Below are 12,490 nucleotides of genomic sequence, written 5' to 3'. Positions count from 1 at the left end.
CGAATGCCTAGGGCATTGAGAGTTGCAACTGATAGGTGTGGGCTTATTAGAAGTAAACCGTCATCTGAAAAGGAAATGAGCCCTTTATCAAACAACTTGTCGACGTTGGGGGTGAAAGGGAAGCCGTTGTAGCCATCGATCTTTTCATCATCATCACTTAATACCCAAGAAACAATATGAGAAGCTATCAGTAGCTCAGGCAGTGCGACTTTCGTAACGGGACAAGTATTGTCCCATATCTCGAGCACTTCATCTCTAAATGCTCCTTTCCCAATACGTGCGTTGGATCGAGCGCTACGAACACCGCCTTTGGTTGCTTTGCGCTTTCTACGTGCTGTGTTGCTTGAAGACTTAGAGGGTTGCATGAGGAGACACAAGTTATCGTCTTCAATGCTCGACAGTACAATGCTCGCGACACTCTCAGGTATAGCAACCATATAATTTTGTGTCGCATTTCCATCCACTGTGAAAAGCTTTGGGTCACATTGATTATTAAAACGTTCGATGATGTGATGTTTGAACTCATCGGTTGAAACGGGTCGATTTAATACAATGAGGTTGACGTCGATTGCAAATTCACAGGGTTGCGCAACCTTACTCAAGTGAAGTTAATTTTCGCTAAGCTCGCCAAGTTGCTCATGGACTGACTCAATAGCCCTCAGCCTTTCAATGATAGATTCATTTGCTGATAGTACCTGGTTGATCATGAGGTTTAGGGTGCTCATTACACTACTGTAGGAATCAAAGCTTGATGTGCTGTACACGTTACACTCAATTTTCCACTTTACCCGCTTTTCGAGTGCGGCAGCAGTAGGGTCAGCGATTAACAGCGTTGAGGCTCCACATTTATTCGCTAGATCGATGATATCACTAAGAATACGGGTTCTTCTTCGAAAGCCAAATACGATCAATAAATCTTCACTACTGAGATCAAATAGCTCTTCAGCAATGGTTTGATGGGAGCTAGGGTGAATCGTAACGCCATCTCTAAGAAGAGATAGTTGCCGTTGAAAATACTCAGCGAAAAAGTGGTTGTTTCTATACCCCACCAACATTATACGTTTATGGTTAACAATCGCGTTTACTATCGAGCGCAGGGTTGCCCCTTCAATACCTTCTAAAGAACGCTGTATGTTGGTCTGTTCCCGGTTTATATGATCAGAGATAACCTGGCTAGTACTGGAGTTGCTTTTGGCCGGTGGGGTATTGGTCTGGTAAAGAGGAGTGCCCCACTTTTTGGCTTCCCTGGCCTGCCGTTTTGCATCATTAAAGTCTTTATAGCCTAGTCGGCTGAAGAAACGAGATGCAGCCGCTCTTGATGTTTCAGCCAGTTCACACAGCTCTGTTGCAGAATAGTCGGTAATGTGTCCAGGGAAAGTTAGGAGAAAATCGGCAAGTAGCTTTTCTGAAGGCGGCATACTTTCATAATGCTCGCGAATTCTGGCATCAAGTAGGTTCTGCTCGTTTATCTTGTTCATGATATCCCCTGTCATATAGAAAATAAATTTTCAGGATGTATGTTATATGAAAATTAATTTTCAAAAAACCCTTGACCGACTGAAAATCAAATTTTAATATTTTGAAATCTGATATGAGATTTTCAATGACTAACTTAAAAGGAAAGGAAATGACCCGAACAGATGTCGTTCCCACATCGGTAGAAGTAGGTAGATTCGGCGTGTTTGCGCAGAATGTGTCTGGCCGGCTGAACCGTATTGTAGAAGTTACCTGTGCGCTTTTAGTTGGACTGATGGTTTTGGTTGTATGGCTGGGGATTGTCGACAGGTACTTTGTCGGTGCCAATATCACCTGGACAGAAGAGTTTGCCAGATATGTGATGATTTGGTCGGCGCTCCTTGCTGTGTCATGTGGTGCAAGAAAGAGGGAGCATATCGGTTTTAACTTGCTGGTTGATAAGTTACCAGAAAGGTTAAGACAGCAGCTTGCCATTGTTATTGACATTATCTCAATCCTCTTTTTTGTTTATCTGGTGGTTTATGGATTGAGAATGACGATCGATGGCGCCCACCAGTACGCCAATATATTTGGCATAACCATGATGATTCCTTTTGCTGCGGTGCCGGTGTCCGCTTTCCTAACAGTGATTCAGATTCTATTTACTTCTCCTCTGTTATCCCTGTTTCCTAAATACCTGCCTGTGGGGAACAACCAATGATCCTGACCGTTGCTGTTTGCTTTTTTCTACTGATGCTTTTAGGCATGCCCATTGGATATGTGTTAGGTATCGCCGGCGTTGTCGGCTTATACAATATTGGTGGCGACTATATGATGGTGATGGGCGCCAAACGTTTCTTCGAGGGTTTGGATCTGTTCACTTTCATGGCGATGCCGTTCTTTATTCTGGCCGGGGAGATTATGAACCGCTCGGGTATTACGGTGCGTTTAATCCAGTTTGCTGAGGCTTTGGTGGGCTATTTCCGCGGAGGGTTAGCCCAGTCGAACATGCTTGCATCGGTGATGTTTGCCGGTATGACCGGAGCTGCTGTGTCTGATGCCGCTGCCTTTGGTAATACACTTGTTCCAGCTATGGTGAAAAAGGGCTACACCCGTCCATTTGCTTGTGCTGTAACGGCGGCTGGCTCAATCATCGGACCAACGATACCACCTTCAAACCTTATGGTGATATATGGTTCGTTAATGGGTGTTTCGATCTCGGGTTTGTTTGCCGCAGGGATCATTCCCGGGATCCTGATTGCCGTAACCTGTATGGCGTTAATAGCAGCATTTGGTCGCAGGTGGATGCTGCCGGCCGGTGAAAACAAGCCCAGTTTACTGTTTATACTGAAAACATTCCGTTCAAGCCTGCTCGCTATATTTATGCCTGTATTCATCTTGGGCAGTATCCTTATCGGCATAGTAACCCCAACGGAAGCTGCCGCTGCAGCTGTGTTCTACGCACTGTTTATTGGTACAGTTATTTATCGCTGTATTAGCCTTAATGACATCTTAGAGATGCTTATCCGCACCGCAAAGATCACTGGTGTTGTGTTCCTGATTATTGCATCGGCGTCCATTGTTGGATGGTGGATGACATTCAACCAGATCCCACAAATGATTGCAGAAAGCTTTCTAGGTTTTTCTCAGGACCCAGCGGTTATCACCTTGATGATACTGCTGCTACTGATTGGTATTGGGATGTTTATGGATATTAACGCGGTGTTGATTATCCTGGCTCCGGTTCTTGTTCCGCTTACCAATGCAATCGGTATGGACCCTATTCATGCCGGCATCATGATTATTCTGGCTCTTAACATTTCTCTGATGACCCCGCCAGTGGGCGCTTGTTTATTCGTGCTTTCTTCTGTGACAGGAGAGAAAGTAGAAAAAATCACCTATTCACTGTGGCCATTCCTGCTAATCCAGTTCGCTGTTTTAGTACTTATTGCGTTTTGGAGTGACCTTACATTGTTTATACCTCGTCAGTTCGGATTCTAAGGGAGACATCCATGAAATTAATTAAACGGACATTAAAAACTGCGGCACTTAGCCTGATTGCAACTAGCTGTATTATCAGCCCCGCTATGGCTGCAAAAACGTTGAAACTGCACCACCTGAACAATAATGACCCATTCGACAACCCAACAGGTGCGATGGCTACAGTATTCAAGAGCCTCGTTGAATCCGGTACCAATGGTGAGGTGCAGGTGCAACTATTTCCAAACTCACAGCTTGGTAAAGACAGTGAAGTTATCTTCCAGGTAAAAGCTGGCGTAATTCAGTCTGGTATTCATTCTGTTGGTGGTCTGGCAGCTGCCTATCCGCTGATCGGTGTGCTTGATGTTCCATTTGCATATCCAAACATCAGTACCACATATAAGGTATTCGATGGCGAGTTCGGTAAAAAACTTGGGGCTGATATCCAGGATAAAGCGGGCCTGCAGGTACTTGGTTTTGGTGATTCTGGCGGCTTCTTTGCGTTAACGAACTCTAAGAAAGAGATTCACTCTCCTGAGGATATGAAAGGGCTGAAAATCCGCACCATGGGACTGGAGTCCCACAAAGCAGTTATCCAGTCCCTGGGTGGCCAGCCTGCAGCTATTGCATGGTCTGAAGTCTACACGGCATTGCAGACCGGTGTAGCGGATGGACAGATGAACCCAGTGCCGATTATCTCATTTGCGAAATTTGCTGAAGTACAGGAATACCTGACCCTGACAGGCCATCTATTTACCCCTTATGTGTGGACTATCAACCCGGACTTCTACGCCTCGCTAAGTGAAGAAGAGAAGATCGTTGTTAACTATGCAGCCCGTTCAGCTATTGTTGCTGGTCGAGGTATAGCCCGAGCTATTGAAGCCTCCGACAGAGGCCTAGAGCTGCTTAAGAAAACGATGAAGGTGTATACACCTACAGCAGCAGAGCGCCAGGCATTTAAAGAGATGTCCCAGCCGGTGGTGAAGAAGGTGATTACAGAGAAATACGGCAGTGAAGGTGAGGAAATGATGAACGCATTCCTTGCTGCAATTGAAGAATCTTAATCATTTTTATGGGGTGGTATTTACCGCCCCATCGGAGATAACAATATATGAATTATACTATCACTCCTGGATTTCAGTTGGTCGGTAACCCTTCCTGCAATGCTCCGAAAGCTCTGGGTGACCAGCACCAAAAAATACTCAACCCAGCTGGTTTCAAGGCTGCGTTTAATGATATCTCGCAGTGGCCAGGCTATACACCAACAGTGCTGGAGACGTTAGACAATGCAGCCAAAGCGATCAATGTCGCTGGTATTTTCTATAAAAATGAATCCACCCGGTTTGGATTAGGTAGCTTTAAGGCACTTGGCGGTGCTTATGCTGTAGCAAATCTGCTCAAACGAATTGTACAGTCGTCGGGGGGAGGGGATGACGTTAGTGATCAGGATTTACGTTCTGGGAAATATCGCAAGGTTATTGAAAATGTCACCATTACCTGTGCCACTGATGGTAACCATGGACGTTCTGTCGCCTGGGGATGTCAGCAGTATGGTTGCCAATGCGTTATCTATATCCACGAAACTGTGAGTGTAGGAAGGAAGAAGGCGATTGAAGCTTATGGTGCCAGTGTTATCCGCGTCCCAGGTAATTATGATGATGCCGTGCGTCAGGCCGACCTAGATGCTAAAGAACTGGGCAGATATGTGGTTTCTGATACTTCCTATGAAGGCTATATGGATGTGCCTAGGGACGTGATGCAGGGTTACACCGTGATGGCTGATGAGGCTTTCTCGCAGATGCCGGAAGGTACCGTTCCAAGTCATATTTTTGTCCAGGGTGGGGTAGGCGGCCTCGCTGCAGCAGTCGTTGCCCAGGCATGGCAACGTTATGGCGCGCAGCGCCCTATTTGTGTTGTGGTCGAGCCAGAAAAAGCCGACTGTCTGTTCAAAAGTGCCAAAGCTGGGCGTCCGGTAACGGTGGATGGAGAGCTGGATACATTAATGGCTGGCCTGGCGTGTGGTGAAGTGTCGCTGCTGGCTTGGGATATCCTTTCCGCAGGTGCAGGCCACTTTATGACGGTAACTGATGAGTCTGCTATTGACTGTATGCGCTTGTTGGCCGGCAGCGATTTATGCTCCACTCATACGATTATCGCGGGTGAATCGGCAGTGGCGGGGCTCAGTGGATTGCTACTGGCGGCTGGCGATAACGTGGCCAGGGCGGCATTAAGGCTGGATGAGAACAGTAACGTTCTACTCATCGGAAGCGAAGGCGCAACGGATCCACAGCTATACAAAGAGTTAGTCACAGATTTTATGGAAAGTGGAGAGGTGGTTTGATGGCCGAGGAAAGCACAGCGCCTCTATCTGTCAACGCCGAGCGCTTACTGGGCCGCCTGGAAATGCTTGGCGAAATTGGTGCTCTGGATGGCGGTGGGGTATCACGGTTGGCTCTTACAGATTCGGACAAGATGGGGCGTGATCTAGTGGTAAGCTGGATGAAAGAGCTTGGTCTCGACATTGCAATCGATCCTATAGGCAATGTTGTCGCTACCCTTAAAGGCCAGGCCGAAAAGCCCGCCGTGATGATGGGCTCGCATATCGATACGGTAACGACTGCCGGCCTATTTGACGGCAACCTTGGTGTACTGGCTGGACTAGAGGTAATAGAAACTATTATTGACTCCGGTATTAAACCGGTTAGCCCGCTGAGTGTGGCTTTTTTTACCAATGAAGAAGGCTCACGATTTGCGCCAGATATGATGGGCAGTGCGGTATTTACCAAAAGCCTGCCACTTGAAACCGCCCTTGCGACTATAGGTATTGACGGGGTGAGTGTCGGTGAGGAGCTGTCACGTATCGGCTACCAAGGGGTAGATATATTTCCGCGTGTAAAGGAAGCTGTCGCTGCTTACATTGAACTGCATGTTGAACAAGGCCCTGTCCTGGATGAGGAAGCGTTAGATATTGGTGTTGTAGAGGGTGTGCAGGGAATATCCTGGTCTGAATATACTTTTCATGGCACCTCCAACCATGCGGGTACGACGCCGATGTCATACCGCCATGATGCGGGGTTAGCGGCTGCAAGCGTCATCTCCTATGTCCATCAGTTGTCCGGTTCCATGTCTCCTAATCAACTGGCGACAGTAGGCTCTGTAGAGTTCAGGCCCAACCTGGTCAATGTTATCCCAAATTACGCCAGATTAACGGTTGATCTGAGAAATAGTGATGAGTCAGCGCTGCAATGTGCTGAAGCAAAACTTGAAGCCTTCATCGCTTCCCTGGTGGATAAGCATGGCATTCGTGTTGAGAAAAAGGTACTTGCCCGTTTTGCTCCTGTTGTCTTTGACACTGAGATGATCGGACATATTGAACGCCAGGCGAAAAATTGTGGCATGTCGACCAAGCGCATGTTTTCCGGTGCTGGGCACGATGCGCAGATGTTTGCGCCCCTTTGTCCAACGGCGATGATATTTGTTCCAAGCCAGGATGGTATCAGCCATAACATCCATGAATACACCCACCCAGATCAGGTGGCTAATGGAGCAAATGTATTGCTCAAGACCATATTAGAACTTTGCATGTGAAAAAGGAGTTGTTTACATGTCTAGAATACTCACGGTTGGCGTAGCCCAATTGGGGCCTATCGCCCGCAATGAAACCAAAAGTGAAGTTGTTACTCGCCTTATCCGTTTGCTCACACAAGCCCACCGGAAAGGATGTGCATTTGTTGCTTTTCCTGAGCTTGCTTTAACCACTTTTTTCCCGCGCTGGTTCTTTGAAGACGAACGTGATCTTGACTGGTTTTACGAAAGGGAGATGCCGAATGACGATACCAAGCCGTTGTTTGATAAAGCGGCTGAATTAGGTATCGGCTTTTATTTGGGCTATGCAGAAATGGTTCAGGATGGGGAAGGTCCCAGCCAACGCTTTAATACTTCTATCTTGGTGGATGACAAAGGAATGATTGTCGGCAAGTACCGTAAGATCCACCTGCCGGGCCATCATGAGAATGAATCATGGCGTCCTTTTCAGCATCTGGAGAAACGTTATTTTGAGCGCGGCGACCTTGGCTTTGGTACTTGGGACTTTATGGGTGGTAAGGTAGGTATGGCGCTGTGTAATGATCGCCGTTGGCCGGAAACCTACCGGGTTATGGCTCTCAAAGGTGCTGAGATGATTGTCCTAGGTTACAACACCCCTATGCATTACCCTCCCGTTCCGCAACATGACCATCTGCAGGGTTTCCACAATCATGTCGTTATGCAGTCAGCGGCGTACCAGAACGGTTGTTGGGTCATTGCCTGTGCCAAAGCGGGCAATGAAGAGGGCTGTGAACTGTTAGGCCAGAGCTGTATTATCGCTCCAACAGGAGAAATCGTTGCCCTGGCATCAACGGTGGATGATGAGCTGATTGTTGCTGATTGTGACTTTGAGCGTACCCGGGAAATCAAAGAGCATATCTTCAATTTTGATTTGCACCGTAGCCCTGAGGAGTATGAAATAATCAGTAGGGCTATCGGAGAAAAGTAGTAGCGATATCCCAGTCTAAGGAAATGTGCATGAAAGGGTTGAATATTTATCGGCATTCTGGCTTTTTCACTTATCTATAGCCGAAAAAACTAACACTCGAAAATGGTAATACCCCCTCCTACTTATGAACCAAAGTAGGAGGGGGAGGTCAGAGCCTATTGTCCAGCAACTTCCATCAACGGCATCTTACCCTTAAGTGCCCATTGCCATTTGGGGTGAGATAAGGAGCATCGTTCTGTAGTGGTTGTGAGTAGTCACTATGCTTGAAGGGGTATATTTTTACTTGCGAACCATATTGAACTGTTCTAGGACCAGTAGCATATCTTCCGACGGCGATATTCCTAGCTCTATGCACTCTTTTGAGAAGAAGTTCCAATGCGCCTTCCGCCACCAATCTAAAGTCTTGTCCCCCTCACCTTCTAAGGCAGCGAACTCCGGTGTTACTTCGTTGTATTTTTGCTTGGTTACGGACGTCACTTCTATAATGCAAACCGGTATACCATCCCAATTTGTCACTACTTGAAGGTGTCCAACGACTGGCATCGGCTCACCTTTTTCACTGTACCAATAATCCAAGCTGCATGATGCACGCTTTTCACCGCGAAGGATTAACTCTGCACAGAGATTAGCATTGTGTTCATCTGCACAGAAATAGTCTGAGCTGAACGAAGTGTATTTGGAAGCCACTTCGTTGGGTAAAGAGTTCAGGTATTGTTCCAGGAAAACTCTACTTCTTTCATCCATGATTTTGACTCGACAATTGATTTAAATATAACACCTTGCGAAGTGGCGCCTTCGATGCCCCCACAAAGCCCACAGTAACTCAAACTAAATCCACCGAGCGTTCGGCGTCCGCTTGAGTAAGTTGTTGTATTCGTGACCTATTGGCTAAAAAGCTGTTCTACCGTTTTCATTGGCAAGAACATACGAATACGTTCATTGTGTTCGCACAGAACTTCAAAGCCGAACTTTGTATAGAATGTCTGGGCTGCATCCGTAAGGCACTCCACAACAATAGCATATGCCTTCATGTGGTGATTAACTTCCCACAAGTACTTAAGTGCACGAATTAAACTAACCTTCCCAAGCCCTGAGCCATTAAATTCTTTATGTACAGCTAATTGAGCCAATAGAAAAACTGGGACTGGGTACCTAGGCAGTTTCTTCGCTAACAGGGCAGGTAATGTTTCTCGGCTGATAGAACTCGGTGCAACACTATAAAATGCGCAAATTGCCTACTTTTTATTAAGTAGTGGTTGAGTACTCGGCAAAACCATCGTGCGGCTAATTCCTGCTTGCATGTGCTTTGCCGCTTGAGTTTTGATAAATGTATTCAGTTCAGGTTCACCACAATCGAATGAATTGCGGTCGTGCTTTGATTTGCTCAGTTCTACGAACTCTTGACCCCAACTCACTTAATACCACTTTTTTCTGAAAATTTGGCAGCTTCAAGCAAGGCTTGATTCGGTGCTTTTGCTTTGTCACAAGCAGTCATAAATTCGTCAAAAATACTATCTTTAACCACAATATTTTTATGCTTTTCAATGACATGAGTTGCATCTTCGTCCATAAGTCTAACTACATACTCAGTGAGACTTTTTAAACCAAGTAAAGCAGATGCTTTTTCAGCCTTTGCTTTGATCTTTTCATCAAGGCGAATATCTAAACGTGCTGTTGCCATACACCCTCCTATGTACGGAACTATTCCGTAACGTTGTTGATTGTCGCGTGAATATAGATTGCATTCAATTTGTACGGATAGTTTACGGAAGATGATATGACGTTCGTTAAGTATCGGCTAACGAACAGTTTAACGCTCGTGATGGACGATAGATTCAAGATGAAAGACATTTTTGCTTGTAATGAAAAGCCGCCTAATTAGGCGGCTTTTCTTGGCTTGTGTTAGAAAGATGTTTTAAAACGCCTCCATTAGACGTTTGTATTGAGCATCGTCCTCATACATTTTGTGGAAAATTTTGTACTTCGCATCATAGAAGTGTTTTATTCTCTCTGTCTGAGGCATCACGCTTTTGCTTATCCGACTCATCGCATTCATCGCATCTGGAATATCGCTGTAGAAACCTGCAGCCACGGAGCCCAACATTGCAGAGCCAAGAAGTACGGCTTCACTCTCTTCTGGCAGTAGGATCATACAGCCAGTCGCGTTGGTATGTTCTTGTAGAAAGACACTGTTTTTCGTACCACCGCCACAGGCCATAATGGTATCGATGTCATAGCCTGAGTCGTTCATCACTTCGATAATATGGCGTGTGCCGAGTGCGATGCCTTGAATGGTCGCAAGGTACTGCAATGCCATATCATCCAACGTTTTTGACATTTTTAGTCCGGTGATTGTGCCAGTTAAATGAGCATTCGCTCTCGGCGAGCGGTTGCCATGGAAGTAAGGCAGAACATGAATGTCTTTTGTCAAAAATGCGATGTCTTCTTTGTTGCCAGCCAGTTCCAACAAGCGATCGTTTAATAGTTGATAAACGGTTTTGCCTTGTTTATCGGCTAGCTCCTTCGCGTTTTCATACAGTGGGTGAGAGGTGATGATGTGGTCGATCAAAGCACCGGTAGCTGATTGCCCACCTTCATTGAGCCAGTAACCCGGGATCATTGCACTGTAGTACGCTCCCCAAACACCATCAATGAATCGAGCAGTCTTTGATGCTGCCATATGGCAAGACGAGGTTCCGCCGATCAAAGCGAGACGTTTGTTAAAGTCGGCTTTCTCACCCGTCATCCCTGAGGCACCAAGAACACCAATACCACCGGCATGGGCGTCGATGATGGATGTGCCCACGGCAGTACCTGGGGTTAAACCTAAGTCATCGGCTGCGTGCACAGTTAGACCGTCACCAACAGGCTGGCCCATAGGTAGAATTCTGTCACCAATGGTTTTTGCATTATCTTCCAGTAGGTCTTCCAAACCAATCAGTTCGAAAAAGCCTCGATCCCATTTGTTTTCATGGCCAAGGTATGTCCATTTACATACGGTTGAGCAAAGGGAACGACTGGCATCAAATGTTGCTTTCCAAGTTAAAAAGTCGGGCAGGTCGAAGAAGTAACCTGCTTTTGCCCATGTATTCGGCATGTTTTGTTTGAGCCAAAGCAGCTTAGGTGTTTGCATTTCTGGTGAGATACGGTTGCCCACATAAGCCAATACAGGATGCTGAGTTTTGTTGATCCGATCGGCTTGAGCAATAGCACGATGGTCCATCCACATTACGACGTTTTGTTCGCTGCGCCCAGTAGGACTCACCGTTAGCGGCTGGCCACTTTTATCCAACACGACTAATGAACAAGTTGCATCGAAACCGATACCTTTGACTTGGATAGGGTCGATGTTGGCTTGAGAAACCGCATCTTTAACCGCAAGACATACACATTGCCAGATGTCATCGGAAGATTGCTCAACGAAGTTAGCTTGAGGTTTGAACATCATGGTGTCGCGTTTGGCTTCGCCCACTTTACGACCTTCTGCGTTAAAGACACCCGCACGCGCGCTGCCACTGCCTACATCAACGCCGATAAAATAAATACTCATATACTGCTCCGTTAAGCCTTATTTTTTTGTAAGAAGATAAATAAGATCAAGATGCCGCCCCATAGCGCCATAGTGAGATAGCTGCTCACTCCCAGCAAATTAAAGCCACTTTCTAATGTTTGTAATACGATAAGTGCAAGACCAATTCCGATAATGCGTCCAAAACCACCGTCTGGGTTAATTCCCCCCAGTACTGAAGCGAGAATGGCCGTCAAAAGATAGGATTCTCCGTAGCCAGCCTTCGCGGAGTTGAATTTTGCCATCATCACAATGGCTGCGACCCAACAAAGCACAGAAGAGATGACATAAACGTACAAGGTTGCTTTTTGTGTGTTGATACCAGAGAAGCGAGTGGCTTTTTCATTGGACCCCATCAGGTAGATGGTTCGACCTAAACTGGTGTGTTCCAATAGTGCCCATAAGGCGATTGCAAAACCAACGAACAAGATCAGCGGCATAGGTACACCAAAGATAGAGCCGTTGCCGAGTACCAAAAGGGTTTCTGGGAAACCAGAGATAACACTACCGCCAGAGATCAACACGTTCAGACCGTTAATCAGGGTCATTGTCCCTAAGGTTGCGAGTATTGGTGAAACGCCAACGTACGCGATCAATGCACCATTGAGCAAGCCGATAACCGTAGCGGTAATGAGGCCTCCGAAAAGCGCCAAGATAAGCATTGTTGAGCTATCAGGAGCTTGAGTAATGATGCTCGCCATTACCAAACCACACGCGTTGGTTGTTGCAATGATCGACAGGTTGATACCACCAGTCAGCATGCACACGGCCATTGCCAGTGCCAGTAGACCGAGCAGTGGCATTTGCGATGACATCGATTGTAAGTTATCAATGGAGAAGAATGCTTGCCCACTTGAGAACGCCATAACGGCGAGAATGCCAACTAAAATCACCAGTAAGTAACGAATGTTCTTGTCTGTCGGTAGCTTTAAACTATTTAGCACTTGTTCCAT

Annotated in this window: 12 protein-coding genes and 1 pseudogene; 6 read left to right on the top strand and 7 right to left on the bottom strand. The window is 46.4% G+C overall.

The window, feature by feature from the left end:
• On the bottom strand, nucleotides 1-602 hold a 602-nt coding region (locus AC6R0R_RS15835), incomplete at its 3' end, for an HNH endonuclease (protein ID WP_500627409.1).
• A gap of 6 nt (nucleotides 603-608) precedes the next feature.
• The gene (locus AC6R0R_RS15830; protein ID WP_500627408.1) at nucleotides 609-1,478 is read right to left on the bottom strand and encodes a MurR/RpiR family transcriptional regulator; all 870 of its coding nucleotides are present in this window, start codon (nucleotides 1,476-1,478) and stop codon (nucleotides 609-611) included.
• 125 nt (nucleotides 1,479-1,603) lie between these two features.
• On the opposite strand from AC6R0R_RS15830, the gene AC6R0R_RS15825 reads away from it, so the two are divergent.
• From AC6R0R_RS15825 to AC6R0R_RS15800, 6 genes are read left to right on the top strand one after another with little or no spacing between them, the layout of a single operon-like run.
• Nucleotides 1,604-2,176 carry a TRAP transporter small permease gene (locus AC6R0R_RS15825; protein ID WP_500627407.1) on the top strand — a complete coding sequence of 191 codons (573 nt, stop codon included), beginning with the start codon at nucleotides 1,604-1,606 and terminating at the stop codon, nucleotides 2,174-2,176.
• The gene (locus AC6R0R_RS15820; RefSeq protein WP_500627406.1) at nucleotides 2,173-3,456 is read left to right on the top strand and encodes a TRAP transporter large permease; all 1,284 of its coding nucleotides are present in this window, start codon (nucleotides 2,173-2,175) and stop codon (nucleotides 3,454-3,456) included. Before AC6R0R_RS15825 ends, AC6R0R_RS15820 begins: the two co-directional genes overlap by 4 nt.
• An 11-nt stretch (nucleotides 3,457-3,467) precedes the next feature.
• A complete protein-coding gene (locus AC6R0R_RS15815) occupies nucleotides 3,468-4,499 on the top strand; it encodes a TRAP transporter substrate-binding protein (RefSeq protein WP_500627405.1) in 1,032 nt (343 codons plus the stop codon).
• A gap of 47 nt (nucleotides 4,500-4,546) precedes the next feature.
• A complete protein-coding gene (locus AC6R0R_RS15810) occupies nucleotides 4,547-5,776 on the top strand; it encodes a diaminopropionate ammonia-lyase (RefSeq protein ID WP_500627404.1) in 1,230 nt (409 codons plus the stop codon).
• A complete protein-coding gene (locus AC6R0R_RS15805) occupies nucleotides 5,776-7,023 on the top strand; it encodes a Zn-dependent hydrolase (RefSeq protein ID WP_500627403.1) in 1,248 nt (415 codons plus the stop codon). The genes AC6R0R_RS15810 and AC6R0R_RS15805 overlap by 1 nt, the downstream gene beginning before the upstream one ends.
• 16 nt (nucleotides 7,024-7,039) lie before the next feature.
• A complete protein-coding gene (locus tag AC6R0R_RS15800) occupies nucleotides 7,040-7,969 on the top strand; it encodes an N-carbamoyl-D-amino-acid hydrolase (RefSeq protein WP_500627402.1) in 930 nt (309 codons plus the stop codon).
• A 279-nt stretch (nucleotides 7,970-8,248) separates the two neighbouring features.
• Here the strand turns inward: AC6R0R_RS15800 and AC6R0R_RS15795 are convergent, their stop codons facing one another.
• The 5 genes and pseudogenes from AC6R0R_RS15795 to AC6R0R_RS15775 form a co-directional block, all read right to left on the bottom strand.
• A complete protein-coding gene (locus AC6R0R_RS15795; protein WP_500627401.1) occupies nucleotides 8,249-8,713 on the bottom strand; it encodes an ASCH domain-containing protein in 465 nt (154 codons plus the stop codon).
• Between the two features lie 137 nt (nucleotides 8,714-8,850).
• Nucleotides 8,851-9,384, bottom strand: a pseudogene (locus AC6R0R_RS15790) (GNAT family N-acetyltransferase).
• Entirely contained in the window at nucleotides 9,381-9,650 is a 270-nt protein-coding gene (locus AC6R0R_RS15785; protein ID WP_500627400.1) for a type II toxin-antitoxin system TacA family antitoxin, read from the bottom strand. The pseudogene AC6R0R_RS15790 and the gene AC6R0R_RS15785 overlap by 4 nt, the downstream one beginning before the upstream one ends.
• A 234-nt stretch (nucleotides 9,651-9,884) precedes the next feature.
• Nucleotides 9,885-11,519 carry an FGGY-family carbohydrate kinase gene (locus AC6R0R_RS15780; RefSeq protein ID WP_500627399.1) on the bottom strand — a complete coding sequence of 545 codons (1,635 nt, stop codon included), beginning with the start codon at nucleotides 11,517-11,519 and terminating at the stop codon, nucleotides 9,885-9,887.
• Between the two features lie 11 nt (nucleotides 11,520-11,530).
• Nucleotides 11,531-12,490: an ABC transporter permease gene (locus tag AC6R0R_RS15775; protein WP_500627398.1), complete on the bottom strand. Its 960-nt coding sequence runs from the start codon at nucleotides 12,488-12,490 to the stop codon at nucleotides 11,531-11,533.

Source organism: Vibrio sp. R12-SW3-ISO1, from assembly GCF_059834005.1.
The sequence above is the reverse complement of the archived record's forward strand: the minus strand, read 5'-3'. Positions and strand labels throughout refer to the sequence as shown.